Origin of the sequence: Paenarthrobacter sp. NCHU4564, assembly GCF_052156435.1 — a bacterium.
In the GTDB taxonomy this organism is placed as follows: domain Bacteria; phylum Actinomycetota; class Actinomycetes; order Actinomycetales; family Micrococcaceae; genus Arthrobacter.
On the sequence record NZ_JBQLIS010000005.1, the window covers coordinates 95,973 to 114,966 of the forward strand.

General features: G+C 65.5%; 12 protein-coding genes. 8 read left to right on the forward strand and 4 right to left on the reverse strand.

Translation table 11 applies throughout. The features are described 5' to 3' along the window. From ACSVIE_RS07250 to ACSVIE_RS07260, 3 genes are all read left to right on the forward strand, one after another. Window positions 1-2,526 carry an MMPL family transporter gene (locus tag ACSVIE_RS07250; RefSeq protein WP_442423449.1) on the forward strand — a complete coding sequence of 842 codons (2,526 nt, stop codon included), beginning with the start codon at window positions 1-3 and terminating at the stop codon, window positions 2,524-2,526. A 202-nt stretch (window positions 2,527-2,728) separates the two neighbouring features. Next, window positions 2,729-3,391, forward strand: a complete 663-nt coding sequence (locus tag ACSVIE_RS07255) for a Maf family protein (RefSeq protein ID WP_426006637.1) — start codon at window positions 2,729-2,731, stop codon at window positions 3,389-3,391. Window positions 3,392-3,438: 47 nt separating this feature from the next. Further along, complete coding sequence (locus ACSVIE_RS07260) at window positions 3,439-5,310, forward strand: acetyl/propionyl/methylcrotonyl-CoA carboxylase subunit alpha (protein WP_442423450.1); 1,872 nt, start codon at window positions 3,439-3,441, stop codon at window positions 5,308-5,310. Between the two features lie 68 nt (window positions 5,311-5,378). Here the strand turns inward: ACSVIE_RS07260 and ACSVIE_RS07265 are convergent, their stop codons facing one another. Continuing rightward, entirely contained in the window at window positions 5,379-6,788 is a 1,410-nt protein-coding gene (locus ACSVIE_RS07265) for an MFS transporter (RefSeq protein ID WP_426006635.1), read from the reverse strand. 294 nt (window positions 6,789-7,082) lie between these two features. Between ACSVIE_RS07265 and ACSVIE_RS07270 the strand changes: the two genes are divergently transcribed. Genes ACSVIE_RS07270 through ACSVIE_RS07280 form a run of 3 tightly spaced genes read left to right on the forward strand, consistent with a single transcriptional unit; the run spans window position 7,083 to window position 12,256 of the window. Beyond that, window positions 7,083-8,492: an MFS transporter gene (locus tag ACSVIE_RS07270; RefSeq protein WP_426006633.1), complete on the forward strand. Its 1,410-nt coding sequence runs from the start codon at window positions 7,083-7,085 to the stop codon at window positions 8,490-8,492. Further along, on the forward strand, window positions 8,493-10,697 hold the full coding sequence (locus tag ACSVIE_RS07275; protein ID WP_426006631.1) for a molybdopterin oxidoreductase family protein: 2,205 nt from the start codon (window positions 8,493-8,495) through the stop codon (window positions 10,695-10,697). Continuing rightward, window positions 10,694-12,256 (forward strand): FAD-dependent oxidoreductase, encoded by a 1,563-nt coding sequence (locus ACSVIE_RS07280; RefSeq protein WP_442423451.1) that lies wholly within the window; start codon window positions 10,694-10,696, stop codon window positions 12,254-12,256. Before ACSVIE_RS07275 ends, ACSVIE_RS07280 begins: the two co-directional genes overlap by 4 nt. A 137-nt stretch (window positions 12,257-12,393) precedes the next feature. Here ACSVIE_RS07280 and ACSVIE_RS07285 read toward each other — a convergent pair whose 3' ends face one another. Beyond that, window positions 12,394-13,797, reverse strand: a complete 1,404-nt coding sequence (locus ACSVIE_RS07285) for an NAD(P)H-quinone dehydrogenase (RefSeq protein ID WP_442423452.1) — start codon at window positions 13,795-13,797, stop codon at window positions 12,394-12,396. A 156-nt stretch (window positions 13,798-13,953) separates the two neighbouring features. On the opposite strand from ACSVIE_RS07285, the gene ACSVIE_RS07290 reads away from it, so the two are divergent. Then, window positions 13,954-14,754 (forward strand): purine-nucleoside phosphorylase, encoded by an 801-nt coding sequence (locus ACSVIE_RS07290; protein WP_442423453.1) that lies wholly within the window; start codon window positions 13,954-13,956, stop codon window positions 14,752-14,754. Here the strand turns inward: ACSVIE_RS07290 and ACSVIE_RS07295 are convergent, their stop codons facing one another. Together ACSVIE_RS07295 and ACSVIE_RS07300 are read right to left on the reverse strand one after the other, a co-directional pair. Further along, the gene (locus ACSVIE_RS07295; RefSeq protein ID WP_442423454.1) at window positions 14,755-16,044 is read right to left on the reverse strand and encodes an Ig-like domain-containing protein; all 1,290 of its coding nucleotides are present in this window, start codon (window positions 16,042-16,044) and stop codon (window positions 14,755-14,757) included. Continuing rightward, on the reverse strand, window positions 16,041-16,736 hold the full coding sequence (locus tag ACSVIE_RS07300; protein WP_426006626.1) for a hypothetical protein: 696 nt from the start codon (window positions 16,734-16,736) through the stop codon (window positions 16,041-16,043). The genes ACSVIE_RS07295 and ACSVIE_RS07300 overlap by 4 nt, the downstream gene beginning before the upstream one ends. 576 nt (window positions 16,737-17,312) lie before the next feature. Between ACSVIE_RS07300 and ACSVIE_RS07305 the strand changes: the two genes are divergently transcribed. Continuing rightward, on the forward strand, window positions 17,313-18,914 hold the full coding sequence (locus ACSVIE_RS07305; protein WP_442423455.1) for a glycoside hydrolase family 68 protein: 1,602 nt from the start codon (window positions 17,313-17,315) through the stop codon (window positions 18,912-18,914). The last annotated feature ends 80 nt before the right edge of the window (window positions 18,915-18,994 follow it).

The window sequence follows — 18,994 nt, forward strand, 5'->3', positions numbered from 1 at the left end:
ATGGCATCGTTCCTCTACCGACTCGGCCGGTTCTCCTACCGCCGCCGTTGGCTGGTCATTTCCCTATGGCTGGCCGTTTTGGTCGCCGTTGGCGGCTCTGCCGCTGCGTTCCACGGCACCATGTCCAACAACTTCACCATCCCCGGCACTGAAACACAGCAGATGGCCGACAAGTTGAAGGAAGCCCTCCCGGAGGCTTCGGGCGGGTCTGCGAGCGTGGCGTTCGAGGCCGGCGCTTCGGGCTTCGACCAAGCGGGCAAGGATGCAGTGGCAGATGCCTTGGCCAAGCTCGAAGAACTTCCTGACGTCCAGGGTGTGGTCAACCCCTTCACCACGCAGGAGCAGTTGGACCAGGCCGCAGCCCAGCTCACCGACGGTGAGGCAAAGGCCGCTGCCGGGCAGGCGCAGTTGGATGCTGCCCGGGCGCAGCTCACCGCCGGTGAAGCCCAGCTTGCCGGAGCCGAACAGCAGCTTGCTGCAGCAGGATTGACCCCTGCCCAAATTGAAGCGCAGCTTGCACCTCAACGCGCCCAGCTCGCTGCCGGCAAGGAACAGCTCGACGCCGGAACCAAGGAAGCCGCCGACGGCGCCGCGGCGCTGGCCCTCGCCAAGCGCCAGATTGAAGCGTCAGACGGCATGCGGTTCGTCTCCAGCGACAACAAGGCCGCGATCGCGCAGGTCCAGTTCAAGACCTCCATCAACGCTGTCTCTCCCGACGTCCGCAAGGAAGTCCAGGACATCGTTCATGGCGTCTCCTCCGCCGGCGTGACCGCGTACGCCAGCAAGGAAATCACGGAAGACGTTTCGCAGATCTTTGGCGTGGCGGAAATCGTGGGCGTAGCAGTGGCAGCCCTTGTCCTGATCCTCATGCTCGGAACCCTCATTGCTGCCGGACTGCCGCTTCTCATGGCCATCATCGGTGTGGCGGTTGGCGTCGGCGGGACCTTCGCCCTCACGAGCGTGATCGACATGAGCTCCATCTCGCCCATGCTTGCCCTGATGCTGGGCCTTGCCGTGGGGATCGACTATTCCCTCTTCATCGTCAACCGCCACCGCAACCAGCTTCTGGCGGGCATGGACGGCGAAGAATCGGCTGCGCTGGCCACAGGAACGTCGGGCAACGCCGTCCTGTTCGCTGGCCTGACGGTCATCATCGCACTGGCTGCACTGGTAGTGCCCGGGCTGCCGTTCCTGGCCGTCATGGGTGTTGCGGCCGCAGCGACAGTTGCGGTCGCCGTCGTCGTCGCCCTGACCCTGACGCCCGCGATCCTCGGCCTGATCGGACGCCGGCTGGTCTCCAAGCGTGCGTGGGCCAAAGCCGCGCGGCACAACGCCGAACCTGGCCACGAAGCCGCGGACCGCGAACTCGACGAGAAGCGCAGCACCCGTGGGTGGGGCGGGCTGGTGACCCGCCACCCCTGGGTGGCCCTGATCCTCAGCATCGCGCTGCTGGGCGCGGTTGCGCTGCCCGCCTCACAGCTGCGGCTGGCACTGCCCGACGGCGGGTCCGAACCGGTCGACTCCCAGGCCTTTAAGGCGTACGACCTGACGCGCAGCAGTTTCGGCGAAGGAGTGACCGGACCGATCGTGGTGGTCGGCGAGTTCCCCGACGGCCTCAGCGAAACAGACGCCAGGAACAAGCAGTTTGACGTCGCCGATCAGTTGCGGAGCGTCGAAAACGTTGTCGCAGCCGTGCCCGCCGCGCTGAGCGAGGACCGACGCACCGCCGTCTACCAGGTCATCCCCAAGGAAGGCCCGGCCAGTGCCAGCACGGTGAAAGTGGTGTCCGAACTCCGTGCAAAGGGTGCGGAGATCCGCGAAGAGACAGGTGTCACCATCGGCTTGACCGGACAGACGGCAGGCAACATCGACGTCTCCGAAAAGCTCGGTGCCGCCCTGCCGCCCTACCTGGCAATCGTCGTCGGGCTATCCCTGATCCTCCTGCTGCTGGTGTTCCGCTCCATCGTGGTGCCGCTGCTCGCCACTGGCGGGTTCCTGCTGTCGCTCGCCGCCGCGTTCGGCGCCGTGGTGGCGGTGTATCAGTGGGGCTGGCTGGGCCAGGTGTTCGATGTCGCCAACCCGGGCGCAGTCCTGAGCTTCCTGCCCATCATCCTGATCGGTGTACTGTTCGGTCTGGCCATGGACTACCAGGTGTTCATCACCTCCGGCATGCGTGAGTCCTTCATGCACGGCGAATCGGCCAAGCACGCCGTCCGGACCGGGTTCAGCCATGCCGCTGCCGTGGTGACGGCTGCAGCGATCATCATGGTCAGCGTGTTCGCCGGCTTTATCTTCAGCCACCTGACCATGGTCCGGCCGCTCGGCTTCGCCATGGCGTTCGGTGTGCTGATTGACGCCTTCGTGGTCCGCATGACGATCGTTCCCGCCGTCATGTACCTCCTCGGCGAAAAGGCCTGGTGGCTGCCGAAGTGGCTGGACCGTCTCCTTCCGGACGTCGATGTGGAGGGCGCCAAGCTGAACCGCAGCGACCGTGCCACATCGGGCGCGCAGGAACTGGTCCACTGACCCTTTCTCACCGATTACCCCCTTTTGACGAACGCTCTCTCACCTATCGCTTCCTCCCGGCCATCCACGGCAATGGGTGAGAGAGCGTCAGGCCAACCACGGCAATCGGTGAGAGAGCGTCAGGCCAACCACGGCAATCGGTGAGAGAGCGTCCGGCCAACCACGGCAATCGGTGAGAGAGCGTCCGTATAGGCTTGGGGGCGTGACCAGATTGATCCTTGCTTCCCAGTCCCCTGCCCGCACCAAGCTCCTCACCGAGGCGGGCATCCGGCATGACGTCCTTGTTTCGGACGTGGATGAGGACGCGGTGCAGGCCCGCTACGGAGTGACGGATCCCCACGACACCGCGCTGCTCCTTGCCCGCGCAAAGGCCGAAGCTGTTGCTTCGCTCCCCGAAGCCGAAGGTGCCTTGGTTATCGGCTGCGATTCGGTCTTCGAGTTCGACGGCGAGTCGCACGGCAAGCCGTACACGCCGGATGTCGCCAAGGAGCGTATGCTGCGCATGAGCGGCTCGAAGGGGGTTCTCCACACGGGGCACTGGCTGGTTGACTGCCGCGAGACCGCCGCAGACGTGGACGACGACGAGCCCGCCACCGGGACCGGTGCCACCTTGGGTGCCGTCTCCAGCGCGGAAGTGCACTTTGCCGAGATGTCCACCGAAGACATCGACGCCTACATCGCCACCGGCGAACCGCTCCACTGTGCAGGCTCCTTCACCATAGACGGCTTGGGCGGGGCGTTCATCCGCAAGGTCGACGGCGACCCGCACGCCGTCGTCGGTCTTTCCATCTCCACGCTTCGCGACTTGCTCAGCCATGCGAACGTCAACGTCACAGAGCTGTGGGCCCAGGAAACAGGTTTGTAGCAACCCTACAAAGGAACGCCGGTTCACACACGGAATCCCCCATCAACATGGGCGGAACCCACACAATCGCGCTAGGCTCCTCAAGGACAGAAGGAGTCAACAACTTGTCAGCTAACCCGGCGCAGCCCATTTCCAGCCCTCTTACCAAGGTCTTGATTGCCAACCGCGGCGAGATCGCGGTCCGTATCATCCGAGCCGCCCGGGACGAAGGCATCGCCTCCGTAGCCGTTTACGCAGACCCGGACCGTGACGCCCTGCACGTTCGCCTCGCTGACGAGGCCTACGCACTCGGCGGCAACAGTGCAGCCGAGTCGTACCTGGTGATGGACAAGATCATTGACGTCGCCAAGCAGTCCGGCGCCGACGGCATCCACCCGGGCTACGGATTCCTGGCCGAGAATGCCGAGTTCGCCGCCAAGGTGATCGAAGCCGGGATCAACTGGATCGGCCCCTCCCCTGAGGCCATCTCCGCACTCGGCGACAAGGTCCAGGCCCGCCACATTGCCGAAAAGGTCGGCGCCCCGCTGGTCCCCGGCACTGCCGACCCGGTCAAGGACGCGGACGAAATCCTGAAGTTCGCCGAGGAATTCGGCCTCCCCGTTGCCATCAAGGCAGCGTTCGGTGGTGGTGGCCGCGGCATCAAGGTCGCCCGCACCATGGAAGAGATCCCGGAGCTCTACGAATCCGCTGTCCGTGAAGCCGTCGCAGCATTCGGCCGTGGCGAGTGCTTCATCGAACGCTTCCTGGATTCCCCGCGGCACGTGGAAACCCAGTGCCTGGCGGACGCCTACGGCAATGTTGTTGTGGTCTCCACCCGCGACTGCTCCCTGCAGCGCCGCAACCAGAAGCTCGTGGAAGAGGCTCCCGCACCTTACCTGAGCGAAGAGCAGAACAAGCGCCTCTACGAATCCTCCAAGGCCATCCTCAAGGAGGCCAACTACCTCGGCGCCGGAACGTGCGAGTTCCTGGTAGGCCAGGACGGCACCATCTCCTTCCTCGAGGTCAACACCCGCCTCCAGGTGGAGCACTGCGTGTCCGAGGAAGTCACGGGCATCGACCTGGTCCGCGAGCAGTTCCGCATCGCCCGCGGCGAAGCCCTTGGCTATGAGGATCCTGAGGTCCGCGGCCACTCCTTCGAGTTCCGCATCACCGGCGAAGACCCGGGACGCAACTTCATGCCCGCACCGGGCACCATCAGCACATTGAAGAACCCGACCGGTCCCGGGGTCCGCGTTGATTCCGGAGTGGAACAGGGCGACATCATCAGCGGCAACTTCGACTCGATGCTGTCCAAGCTGATCGTCACCGGTTCCAGCCGCGAGCAGGCACTCCAGCGTTCGCGCCGTGCCCTGGAGGAAATGGTGGTGGAAGGCATTCCCACCGTTATCCCCTTCGACCTCGCCGTGGTCACGGACCCTGACTTTGCACCGGTCGAAGGCCCCTTCAAGGTCCACACCCGCTGGATCGAGACCGAATTCGTCAACAACATTCCGGCGTGGTCCCCGTCCGGCGCCGGCGCAGAAGGTCCCGACGCCGGTGATCGCCAGCGCGTGGTCGTCGAAGTTGGCGGCAAGCGCCTTGAGGTCGTCCTGCCGTCCGGCCTGGGTGCCGGTGTCGCCGCCGTTTCCAGTGGTTCGGGCGCCAAGGCAGGCAAGTCGAAGAAGCGGTCCCGCTCGGCAGGCGCCACCGCCGCTGCTGCCGGCGGCAACGCCCTGACCTCCCCGATGCAGGGAACCATCGTCAAGATCGCTGCAGCCGATGGCGACGTGGTGGCCGAGGGCGACCTGATCGTGGTCCTCGAAGCCATGAAGATGGAGCAGCCCCTGACCGCGCACAAGGCCGGTACTGTCCGCGGCCTGACGGCTTCCGCAGGGGAAACCGTGTCCGCCGGCGCTGTCATCGCCACCATCGAGGACTAAAGCGAAGTACCCCATCACGACGCCGGCCCCGCACCAAACGGTGCGGGGCCGGCGTCGTTCTTGGGGTACTAGGCCACGTTGTTCTCGTAGTCCGTGTCCTTGGTTTCGCGGGTAAGCCAGAGCGCGACGAAGGTGATGACGGCGGCAACTGCCATGTAGACCCCCACCAGCCAGGTGCTGCCGTTGGCGGCTGACCACAGGGCGATGGCGATGAAGGACGCAGGAGCTGCACCGATCATGGAGGACAGGTTGTAGGCCACTGCTGATCCGGTGTAGCGGACGTTGGCGGGGAAGAGCTCGGGCAGGATTGCTGCCATGGGGCCGAACGTCAGGCCCATGAGCGTAAAGCCAACAATCAGGCCCACCATCGCGGCTGCCTGGCCCGGTCCGAACATGGTGAACCACAGGGCGCCGAAGACGAAGATTCCGGCGGTGACGCCCAGCAGGAACTTGCGGCGGCCCCACTTCTCGGCAAGGGGCCCGGAGACCACCGTAAAGATACCGAAGAAGACGACACCGAGGATCAGCATCCACAGGAAGTCGGACCGCGGAATGCCGAGGCCGGGAACATAGGCCGCGATCTGTTCTGCCGTCATCGCAGTGCCGGTCTTCTCGGCCGCCGCTTGCGCGCCGGCGAGGGTGGGCTTGGTGCCGTAGGACAGCGTGAACGTGGTCATGATGTAGAAGAGCACGTAGGTGGCCAACATGATGAACGTACCGGCAACCACGGGGCGCCAGTGCTTCTTGAACGTGGCGCCCAAGGGCAGCTTCTGGACCTTGTCCTGTTCGATGACCTTGGTGAAGGACGCGCTCTCCACGAGCTTGAGGCGGACGTAGAGGCCAACGATGACCAGCACGGCGCTCAAGAGGAATGGCACTCGCCAGCCCCAGGCCAGGAACTGCTCGGCAGTCAGTGCGGTGTTCATCCAGATGAAGATGACGTTGGCGATGATGAAGCCGATCGGGGCACCCAGTTGCGGGAAGGTTCCGTAAATGGCGCGCTTGCCTTCAGGAGCGTTCTCGGTGGCGAGCAGGGCCGCACCGGACCACTCGCCACCCAAGGCCAGGCCCTGGAAGAACCTCAGGACAACCAGCAGCAGCGGTGCCATGATGGCCCACCCGGGCAGCGAAGCCTCCGGAAGGAGACCGATCAGGAACGTGGCGATACCCATGGTCAGCAGCGAAGCGACCAGGGTGCCCTTGCGGCCGATCTTGTCACCGAAGTGGCCAAAGACCACGGCGCCGATGGGCCGTGCGAAGAACGCAACGCCAAAAATGGCAAAGGCACTGAGAAGGGCGTTGATGTCGGTGGCGTTGGGGAAGAAGAGTTTGGGGAAGACGAGGACCGACGCGGTGGCGTAGGCGTAGAAGTCGTAGAACTCGATCGTCGTGCCGATCAGGCTGGCGAAGATCACCCGGCCCCGCGAGTTCACCGGCTTGGTGGACTCACCTTCCTTGGAGGGTGCAGTGGAAGACATGTGTAGTAGCAGCTTTCGTTCACGCCGGCCGGTGCCCTGCGACCCGGTCGGCGACGGAATATTCGAGAGTTCAATAATAGTTCCCGGAGTCCATTGAATGGACAACAAAGTCCACGATCCGGACTGACAGGAAATTTCCATACTGTGGGCGGCGCCACAACCTCACCATCGTCTCACGTCCCCGTGACCCCGCAGATAGGGAAATGTCACAGCACGTTTACAAACCGCGACGGTCCGCGAAATGAGCGCTACCTACCTTGGGATAACACCGTCCCCCATCAAGGAGGCACTCCCGTGACTGTTGACCGCACCGCAGATGCACTGGCCCCCACCCAGTCCACTGCCACCGCTCCCGCCCTTGAACACCGCCCCGGCCGCTGGATCGCCAACTGGGACGCCGAAGACAAAGGGCAGTGGGAAGCCGAAGGCCGGTCCATCGCCAAGCGCAACCTCTACTGGTCGATCTTCGCCGAGTTTCTGGGCTTTGTTGTCTGGCAGCTCTGGTCCATCGTGGTGGTCCAGCTCCCCGCAGCCGGATTCACCTTCGACACCAACCAAATCTTCTGGCTCATCTCCATCCCCAGCCTGGTAGGCGCCACGCTCCGCATTCCCTATACCTTCATGGTCCCCAAGTTTGGCGGCAGGAACTGGACCATCATCTCGGCCCTGCTGCTGCTCATCCCGTCCACAGGCCTTGCGATCTGCGTCTCCAACCCGGACACGCCCTTTGGCGTCATGCTCCTGATGGCAGCGCTGGCGGGCTTTGGCGGCGGCAACTTCGCCAGCTCCATGGCCAACATCACCTTCTTCTACCCCGCCCGCGAAAAGGGCTGGGCACTGGGACTGAACGCCGCGGGCGGAAACCTGGGTGCCGCCGTCGCGCAGCTGGTTGTTCCCATCGCCGTGACGGTACTTGCCGCTGGAACCGTCAACCTGCCCATGGCCGGCCTCATCTGGATTCCCTTGATCCTGATTGCCGCCTTCGGCGCCTGGAAGTACATGAACAACCTCACCAGCGCCAAGGGTGACGTCGCCGGATCCGTTGCTGCCATCAAGGAGCCCCACCTGTGGATCATGGCCTTCCTGTACATCGGCACGTTCGGCTCGTTCATCGGTTTCGCAGGTGTCTTTCCCAAGCTCATCAAGGACTACTTCCCGGAGTTCTCCTCCATCCATGTCGGCGCCGTGGCCCTGTCCCTGGCCTTCCTGGGTCCGTTGGTCGGTTCCCTGGCCCGGCCGTACGGTGGCCGCATGGCAGACCGCATGGGCGGTGCCCGCATGACCATCACCGCGTTCGCCTCGATGGCAGTCATCACGTTGACCATGATCTGGACCCTGCCGTTGAAGAACTTCTGGCTCTTCCTGGGCCTGTTCCTCCTGCTGTTTGTTTCCAGCGGCTTCGGCAACGGTGCAACGTACCGCATGATCCCGGTGATCTTCGCGACGTCCAGCCGCGCTGCCCGCTCCGGTGCGAGCAGTGCAGCCACGGCCCGGCTCGCGGCCTCATCCCTGGGCCTGATCTCCGCCATCGGTGCCTACGGCGGGTTCGTCATCCCGCAGGTGCTCAATGCTTCCAACTCCGCCGCAGGCTCTTACACCCCGGCCTTCTACGGCTTCGTGGCCGCGTACGTCCTGATGCTCATCGTCTGCTGGGCCTGCTACATCCGCCCCGCCCGGAAGCGCAACACGATCGGACACATCTAGATGCCAAACGGCGCCGATACCCACTGCCCATACTGCGCCCTCCAGTGCGCCATGACGCTGACCCCGGCTGCGGCTTCGGCCCCGGCCGGGGCAGTGCCCGCACGCGCCGGAGAGCCGGACCAGCCCGCCGTTCCCCTTGAGGTTTCCGGGCGCGACTTCCCCACCAACCGTGGCGGGCTGTGCCGCAAAGGCTGGACATCGGCGTCGTTGTTGCGCCACAACGGCCGGGTCACCGAACCGATGTTGAAAGGCTCCGACGGAGTCCACCAGCCGATCTCCTGGGACCAGGCCCTGGCGCTCATCACCGCGGCCGTCAAGGAAACGCAACAGCAGTACGGGAACGACGCCGTGGGAGTTTTCGGCGGCGGTGGCCTCACCAACGAGAAGGCGTACATGCTGGGCAAGTTCGCCCGGCTGGCCCTGCGTACGTCCCGCATCGACTACAACGGCCGGTTCTGCATGTCCTCGGCAGCCGCAGCAGGCAACAGGGCTTTCGGCGTAGACCGCGGGCTCCCGTTCCCGGTGACCGACCTGGACTCGGCATCCGTGATCCTCATGCTCGGCTCGAACGTCGCAGAAACCATGCCTCCCTTTGTCCAGCACCTCCAGGGCGCCCGCGACCGCGGCGGGTTGATCGTGGTGGACCCCCGCCGCTCGGCTACTGCAGCGTTCACGTCCGACGGCGGCGGCCTCCACTTGCAGCCGACGCCCGGTACCGACCTGGCCCTCCTGCTCGGCATCTCCCATGTGGTGGTGCACGAGGGATTTGTCGATGCGCAGTACGTTGCCCAGCGGACTTCCGGCTACCCGGAGTTGGTGCGAAGCCTCGCAGCTTTCTGGCCCGAGCGCGTCCAGTCGATCACCGGCGTGCCTGCCACCCTCATCCGCGAAACCGCACGCCGCCTTGCCCAAGGCGCCCGTGCCGGGGGTAGCTACATCCTCAGCGGCCGGGGCGTGGAACAGCACGTTGACGGCACGGACACAGCAACCGCCGCCATCAACCTGAGCCTCCTGCTGGGCTTGCCCGGATCCGCGCGCAGCGGCTACGGCACGCTGACCGGGCAGGGCAACGGCCAGGGCGGACGCGAACACGGCCAGAAAGCTGACCAGCTCCCCGGCTACCGCAAGATCACCGACCCGGCCGCGCGCGCCCACGTCGCGCAGGTGTGGGGCATCGACGAATCGCTGATCCCCGGACCGGGACTTCCCGCCGTCGAACTCCTCAAGTCCCTCGGAAAGCCCGACGGCGTCCGGTGCCTTTTCGTGCACGGCGCCAATGTGGTGGTGTCGGCACCGGACACCAACGCCGTCACTGCCGGCCTCCGGGACTTGGACTTCCTGGTGGTGTGCGACTTCTTTCTATCCGAGACGGCCTTGGAAGCGGACCTGGTGCTGCCGGTGACGCAGTGGGCGGAAGAGGAAGGCACCCTGACCAACCTGGAAGGCCGGGTGATCCGGCGTCGTCGGGCCATCACTCCCCCGCCGGGCGTTAGAAGTGAACTGTGGCTCATGGCTCGCCTCGCCGGGCTCCTTGGGGCGCCATCCACCTTCAGCGAAGATCCCGAGACCGTGTTCGAGGAACTGCGTCAGGCTTCTGCCGGCGGGCTGGCCGACTACTCCGGCATTGATTACGCCATGCTGGACCGCGGCGAAGCTGCTTACTGGCCGTATCCCGTCGGCAGCGGTGGAACCCCCCGGCTGTTCGCCGATGCCTTTGCCCACCCGGACGGGCGCGCCGTGATGGTTCCGGTGAAGCCGTCGAGGCGGGCTGAACGGTCGTTTGCGGACGACTCGTTGGCACTGGCAACCGGCCGCTTGTTGGAGCACTACCAATCCGGAGCCCAGACCCGGCGCGTTGCCGAACTGCTGGCGGCCCAACCCCAGGTCCGGTTGCTGATCCATCCTGCGACGGCTGCTTCGCGCGGGATATCGGAGGGCGATTACGCCACGGTCACCAATGAGCGCGGCGAAGTGCTGTGCCGCGCTGAACTGAGCAACGCCGTCCGGCCCGACACCGTGTTCCTGCCCTTCCACTTCCCCGGCCAGGAGAACGCCAACCGGCTCACCGAGGCCGCAACCGACCCCATCTCCGGCATGCCGGAGTTCAAGACCAGCCGGGTGTGGGTCCGGCGGGCAGCGTCCACCCCGGTCCCCGCCGTCCCTCAGGATGCGGGCCTGTCATTGCACGCCAAGGAGGCTTCATGAGCGAGCGCATTGTTGTTGTCGGATTCGGACCGGTGGCCGCGAGGTTGGTGGAGGAACTGGCTCCTGCCGTCCGCTCAGGCCTTGTGCAACTGCTGGTTGTGGGGCAGGAAACCGAAGCCGCCTACAACCGGGTGATGGTGGCAGAGCTAGGCGTCGGGCGCACTACTGCTGAGGCCGTGGCGATGGCCGACGCCGCAGAGCTGGAAGCTGCGGGAGTGGAGGTCCGGCTGGGAACCAAGGTCCGGAGGATCGACCGTGCCAGGCAGCAGGTAGTGCTCTCCGATGGGACCCGTGAGCACTATGACCGGCTGGTCTTCGCCACGGGCTCCCGACCCGTCATTCCGAACCTCACGGGACTGAACCCGGACCCCTCCGGCCCGGTTCTTCCCGCGGGCGTGATCACGCTCCGGGACCTGCAGGACGCGGCCGTGCTGCGTTCGGCTGTTGCCGGCCGCAAGCGCGTAGTGGTTCTCGGTGGCGGTGTTCTGGGTCTTGAGACCGCCCTGGCTGCCTCCGAGGAAGGCGCCCGGGCAACCGTGGTGCACAACGGACCATTCCCCCTGGGCCGCAGCATCGACCGCGGCAGCGGATCGGTCCTGACCAACAGCCTCCGGGCCAGCGGGGTCCGCATGGCCGGAAACGCCCGATCCACGGGGGTGGAAACCTCCGGGCCCGGCGGGTCCTTCTCCGCCTTGCTGCTGGACGACGGCTCGGCGATCGACGGCGACCTGCTGGTCTTGTCCTGCGGCGTGCGCCCACGGATTGAGTTGGCCGAAGGGTGCGGGTTGCCCGTTGGCACGGGGATCCTTGTGGACCACCACCTCCGCACCCACCACGAGCCGCACATGTTCGCCATCGGCGATTGCGCGGAGGTGCGGTGCGCCGATGCTTCATGCGTTGAATGCCGGACAGCCAGCGGCCCCTCCGGCTTGGTGGGACCGGGATGGCGGCAGGCCGAGTGGCTGGCCGAATACCTGACGGTCCTGGCCCGCGAGGGACAGGAAACCGCGGATTCGGTGGCGGGCCTGGCTGCCGAGAAACCTGGCGTGATCGTCCTGAAAGCCCGCGGAATCAACCTCGCCCTGGCCGGCGACAACCAGGCCGACCCGTGGGATGAAGAACTCCTGGAAGCCGGAGCCGCAGCAGGCCGACCCCGCCGGCAGGTGTCCCAGTGGGCCGACCCCGAGCACGGACGCTACGTCAAGATGACCACGCGGGGCGGAGTGCTGGAAGGGCTGGTCGCCGTCGGTATGCCCAGGACCGCTGCTGAGCTGGTTGTCCTGTTTGAACGGTCCTCCGAGCTTCCTGCAGACCGCTCCCTGCTACTGCGCCTCGACGGGCCGGACCAACTGGACGGGAGCGCCGAGAGCAACGACCCCCAACGCACGGTATGCCGGTGTGCAGGTGTCAGCGCGGCCGCCATCGGGGAATCCGTGGCGGACGGCTGCTCAACCGTGGCCGGGGTTTCCAAGGCCACCCGCGCGGGGACGGGGTGCGGCGGGTGTCACGAGGACATCAAGGGCCTCATCGAGAAGCACTTCCAGGCTGCGGCTGCCTGAACTCCCCCGCCCCTTGGCGCCCAGTTCGCTGGAAAGCTGCGGGAACGCCGGAAGTTTCCGGGCACTCCGGCTGGTTTCCGGCGAACTCGTGGCCTGCGCGCCGAGCCCAGACCAGCCAAGCGCCCTCGAAGCAAGAACTACATGTGCACGTGCAAACGGCGCGCTGCCTCGGAGATGGAGCCGGTCAGCGAGGGGTAGACCGTGAAGGCACTCGCGACGTCGTCCACGTGCAGCTTCTGCGTCACGGCCACGGAGATCGGGAAGATCAGCTCGGAGGCGTTCGGTCCCACCACCACGCCGCCAATCACGGTGCCGGAACCCTTGCGGGCGATGATCTTGACGAAACCGTCCTTGGTATTGCGCATCTTGGCGCGGGCGTTGCTCAGCAGGGACAGCATCACTACATCGCCCTGGTACTTGCCTGAAGCCAGGTCCGCCTCGGACACACCGACGGAGGCAATCTCCGGGGAGGTGAAAATGTTGGACGCCACCTGGTTGAGTTTGAGGGGCTTCACGCCATCACCCATGAAGTGCGCAATCGCGATCCGGCCCTGCATGGCGGCAACCGATGCCAGGGCGAACACGCCCGTGCAGTCGCCGGCAGCGTAAATGTTGGGAGCAGTGGTCCGGGAAACGCCGTCCACCTTGATGTGGCCCGACTCCGTCAGCGTCACTCCGGCTTCCTCAAGGCCCAACCCCGCCGTGTTGGGAATCGAGCCGACACACACCAGGCAGTGGGAGCCCGTGACGACCGAGCCGTCACCCAAGGTGACCTTGACGCCGTCGTCCGTCCGCTCAACCGCATTGGCACGGGAGCGGGACAGGACCCGCACGCCTCGACGCTCGAAAACGCCCTCTAGGAGTTTGGCGGCATCCGTGTCCTCGCCGGGGAGGACCTGGTCGCGGCTGGAAATCAGCGTGACCTTGGAACCCAGGCCGTTGTAGGCGGATGCGAACTCGGCGCCGGTCACACCGGAACCCACCACGATCAGTTCCTCGGGAAGCTCGTCCAGGTTATAGATCTGCGCCCAGTTGAGAATACGTTCCCCGTCCGGCTTGGCTGTGGGCAGTTCCCGCGGGTGGGCGCCGACTGCCAGCAGGATGGCGTCGGCGTCGATGGTGCGGGTGCCCTCGAGGGTGAGGACCTCGATCGTGTTGTTGTCCAGGAGCTTGCCGGAGCCGATGACGATGTCAACGCCCAGGCGTTCGAGGCCGGCACGGATGTCGTTGGACTGGCCGCGGGCAAGGTTGAGCACGCGGTCGTTGATGTGCTTGAGGTCCGCGTGCGGCTTGGATGCGGAGTCGTCGAACTTGACTCCCAGCTCATCCGCCTCGGCGACGCGGGTCATGAGGTCCGCCGTGGCGATGAGGGTCTTGGACGGGACGACATCGGTCAGGACGGCCGATCCGCCCAGGCCCGCCCGTTCGATGATGGTGACTTTGGCGCCGAGCGAGGCGGCCACCATGGCGGCTTCGTACCCGCCGGGACCACCTCCCAGGATCGCGATTCGTGGGGAACTGAAGTCAACTTGGGTGGTCACAATTCTCAATTCTTCCGCATACACGCTTCGGCTGCCAGTCAGCCAAGCCTCACCCGCGTCAGGCCTCCAACGCAAGGTCCGCGCCGCCGTCGGACGCGTCCCTACCGGAACCCGGCAGCCGCACGGTAGCTTGTACCAGTGAGTAACACTGAGCTGATGAACACAGACCCCTTTGAAGCCGCCAAGGATGCCGCGGACTACATCGCCTCGGAAACCGGCGTGGAGTCACATGATGTGGCCCTGGTCCTCGGATCCGGTTGGGCCGAGGCTGCGGACCTGATCGGCGAAACCACCGCGACACTCAGCGCCTCGGAGGTTCCCGGCTTCCACAAGCCCGCCGTGGTGGGGCACGTTGGCACCATTCGCTCCGTACTGACCAGGGAAGGCAAGCGCGCACTGGTCCTGGGTGCCAGGACCCACTACTACGAGGGCCGCGGCGTCCGCTCCGTGGTCCACGGCGTCCGGACGGCGGCCGCGGCCGGGTGCAGCACGCTGGTGCTCACCAACGGTTGCGGCGGCCTCAATGAGGCCTGGAACCCCGGCACCCCGGTCCTCATCAGCGACCACATCAACCTCACTGCGACGTCACCGCTGGAGGGAGCCACGTTCGTCGATCTCACCGACCTCTACTCGTCGCGGATCCGCCAGCTGGCCCGGGAAGTCGACCCATCCCTCCAGGAGGGTGTCTACGCCCAGTTCACGGGACCGCATTACGAAACGCCGGCCGAAGTGCAGTACGCCAAACGGATCGGTGCGGACCTGGTGGGTATGTCCACAGCGCTTGAAGCCATCGCGGGCCGCCACGCCGGCATGGAGGTATTCGGAATCTCGCTGGTCACCAACCTGGCAGCCGGGATCAGTCCGGTTCCGCTGAGCCACGCCGAGGTCCTGGAGGCCGGGGAGGCCGCCGGACCGCGGATTTCCACATTGCTCGCGGAGATCATCGCCAAGCTCTAGCTATTCGGCAGGACCCGGATCAGGTGCAGGGATACCCACCCGGATAAACACCGGCACACTGGAAACCCCGTCCACCGTGGCCGTGATACTGGCCTCGCCTTGCCCGCCGGCCCGGACCAGCCCGGAAGAACTGACCGATACGAAGACCGGTCGGCTGGATGCCCAGGAGATTACGGGTTTGCCGGGCCTTCCGTCGCTGTACCGCACTGCCGCGGTCAGTTGGAGGCTGGCTCCCGGTTGGAGCGCGTGCGGCCCTGCGGGACTCACGACGACGGCCACCGCCACGTGCTCGACCGTCACCTTGGACTGGGCCCGCCATTCACGGCCATCCTGGTCCACATGGACGGCTTCCACCAAGGTTTGTCCGACGCTCCGGCCAGCCAGGAGTCCGGTGGCACTGACGGTAGCGACCTGCGGGTTGCTGCTGGACCAGGCCACGTCGGTTGCGGGCGCCGAGGTGCCGTCAGAGGATGCGGCGATGGCTGTCAGTTGGACACTCTGCCCTTGTTTGACGGTGACCTCGGCCGGGTCCACGGAGAAGCCGGTCACCGCAACCGGTGGCGGGGTGGTCACGGTGATGCGCGCCGTGGCCTCAAAGCCGTCGTGGGCGGCGATGATGTCCGTGGCCCCGGGCCGTCCACCGGTCACCAGGCCGTTCCCGTCCACCCTGGCTGTTCCCGGGTCCACCGACGACCAGAAGGCTTCAGCGTTGAGTTGCCCCAAGGCCCCGTTGCTGTAGTTTCCCTCGGCCGTCAGCTGCACCTTGCCGCCCACGTCCACGGACGCTTCCCCGGGACGGATGGCCAAACCGGTCAGCGCAGCACCATCGGGCGTGGTGACAGTGAGCTCGAAACGTCCGGAGACGCCGTCGAACGTTGCCGTTACGGCAGCCGAGCCGGGCGCAACCGCCGTGACCTCCCCTGTAGCTGCCACTGCCGCTACGGCCGGATTCTCCGAGGCCCAGGCGAGCCCCTCCGTTATTGACCTGCGGGTGCCGTCGCTGTAAGCCGCCTCCGCCTCAAGTTGTGCGGATGCTCCCGGGAGCAGGGTGTTGGATGGACCGGTCACGGTCAACGACTCTGCGGCGGCAGCACCCGAAACCAGGATGCGGGCCGTCACCAGGCCGGCAGCCAGCACCAATGCCGACACGATGACCACCACCCAAGTCCGTATCAGCCTGCGGCGGACCCGCGCCATGCCTTCGGACAGGGCGCCGTCCATGTCTGCGGGGTAGGTGCGGACATGGCTTGCAGCCTCGGCCAGCAGAAGTTCCCTAAGCTCGCCTCTCATGGCGTGCCGGTCTCCAGCGCCAGGTGCCTGGTCCGGGCACCGGCTTCGGCCAGTTCCTTGCCAACCTCTGCCGGTTTCCGTCCGGTGATGCCTGCGATTTCGGTAACGGTCAGCTTGGCGAATTCGTGAAGGACGACGGCGACCCGCTGGTCGTGCGTCAGGCCCGCCAGCAGGCTACGGTCCCGTTTGGGGTGTTTCGTCCTGCCCTCCGCCGTGAGCAGCCACTTGCGGTAGTTCCCCAGGATTTCCACGTACAGGCACAGGGTATAGACGCGCAGCTGCGGGGTAACCGGCCCCTTCCACGCACCCGAAGCCTGGGACCAGGCCGCTTCCAGCATCCGGCGTGCCTGTTCCGGGTCGCCGCACAGCAGATGTGCACAGTATTCAAGGTCGCCTTTTTGTTGCTCGAAGACGCTCCGGAATTCGGCGTGCCTGTCCTTCAACGCCGGACCCAGTTTCACGGTGGGCGTCAGCCCGAGCTCCACCTCACGGATGACGGGCATGAAGACGGCGACGGCAAGGGCAAGGAACCCGGCCCCGATGAGGACGCCTGCCTGGATGCCCACCGGAAAGCCCCAGGGATAGGCGGGTGCCAGCCAGCCGAAGGCTATGACGCCAAGGGCAAGTACTCCGATCACCAGCCGCAAGGGAGTGATCGAGGAGCGCCATCTCCGCTTGGGAACTTCACACATGGGCACCAGCCATCCGGAAGTACCGGGCCTGCCATAGCACCGGGACTGCTACTAAATTGTACGTCCATCGATTGGAGTTGAGCACCCAACTGGGTCGCATTAGTGCGCGTTTTGAGCCTCCAAAACGCGCACTAATGCGACCTAGTTGGGATGGCGGATACGGGAAGGACCGCCGAGTCGTCAAGTCACATGGGCACGAAGTAAACGGACTGTAAATTCCGGGAATCCCAAGGCTCTTCGAAGAAATATTTGACCGGCCATTGCCGGTTCTGGCACGCGCGCGTGTTGGCAGTGTAAGCGCTTGCATATAGATGTCAGACAACCTCGGAAAGCTGCCGAAACACGCTTTGAGTTTGAACCTCACACGTGTTTAGCGTGGAGTGCCTCCGGTAAGTCGACGTGCCGGAGCACCGGCTGCGGGCATCCATCGGATCCCGCCGCACCCTCGAAACGATGGCGTCCCTCGAAGACGCCACCAGCGGCTCGGGCGGACACCTGACTGGAGAGCCCCCTTCACGGGGAACCAGGGCATGCGCCCCACTCCACGAAGTCCAACACTCCGCGAGAAGAGCAAGCATGAACACGCACTCAACCCCTCAACGGCCACGCCGCCGGCTGCGCAAGGCGACCGCCTTGGCAGCGGCCGCAGGCGTAGCCGGCAGCATCCTGCTGGTGACACCTGCTGCGCAGGCCAACCTGCCGGCCGACCCGCCGTCGAACACCATGCCGGCACCCACGCCCGGCTTCCCGCTGCCGACCAAGCACACGCAACAGGCCTACGATCCGGCAGCAAGCTTCACCTCCAAGTGGACCCGCGCCGACGCCAAGCAGATCATGGCGCAAAGCGACTCCACCGTGGCTCCCGGTGAGAACTCCATGAGCCCCAACGTCACCATGCCGGAGATCCCCAAGGACTTCCCGGCCATGAACGACGACGTGTGGGTCTGGGACACCTGGTCCCTGACCGACGAGCACGCCAACCAGATCAGCTACAAGGGCTGGGATGTCATCTTCGCCCTGGTCGCCGACCGCCACGCAGGCTACGGCTTCGACCAGCGGCACTGGAACGCCCGGATCGGCTACTTCTTCCGCAAGACCAACGCCGACCCCAACAAAGACAAGTGGAACTACGGCGGGCACCTGTTCCTGCCCAACTCCTCGATCGGCAACACCGAATGGTCGGGCTCCACGCGCCTCATGCAGGGCAACAAGATCAACGTCTTCTACACCGCCACCACCTTCTACGACGTGGCCGAGCGGAATGCCGGCGGCGGCGGTATTGCCCCGGACGCGGTGATCGCCAAGGCGCTGGGCAACATCCACGCCACCAAGGACGGCGTGACGTTCGACGGCTTCCAGCACACCAAGCTCCTGGAGCCGGACGGCAAGTGGTACCAGACCAAGGCCCAGAACCCGGGCTTCGCCTTCCGCGACCCGTACACGTTCGAGGACCCGGCCCACCCCGGCAAGACCTTCATGGTCTTCGAGGGCAACACCGGCGGAACCCGCGGCCAGTACAAGTGCAAGCAGGAAGACCTGGGCTACCGCCCCGGCGACCCCAACGCTGAGACCCTGGACCAGGTGAACAACACCACCGGAGCCTGGTACCAGACCGCCAACGTCGGTCTCGCTGTGGCAGACAACAAGGATCTGACCAAGTGGAGCTTCCTGCCCCCGATCCTGTCCGCCAACTGCGTCAACGACCAGACTGAGCGTCCGCAGATCTACATCCAGAACGAGGACGGCAAGAACAAGTACTACCTGTTCACCATCAGCCACCAGTTCACCTACGCAGATGGCATGCGCGGCCCGGACGGCGTTTATGGCTTTGTGGGCAACGGCATCCGTTCCGACTACCAGCCCGTGAACAACAGCGGACTGGCCCTCGGTTCGCCGACGGACCTGAACATGCCCGCCAACGCCCCGGAAGGTCCGGACCCGCGCCAGAACGGCCGCCAGTTCCAGGCCTACTCGCACTACGTGCAGCCCGGCGGCCTGGTCCAGTCGTTCATCGACAACGTGGACGGCGTCCGCGGCGGCTCCCTCTCCCCCACCGTGAAGATGAACTTCAAGGCCGGCGTGACCCAGGTTGACCGCAGCTTCGGCAAGAACGGCCTTGGTCCGTTCGGCTACCTCCCCACCAACGTCCGCGTCGGCGGCGAGGGTCTCTACAAGTAATACCCGGCCCACAAGGCCCGGCGGGGGTTCGCCGGTCACCAGCCGGCGCACCCCCGCCATCCCCCCAACCCCAGGATTTA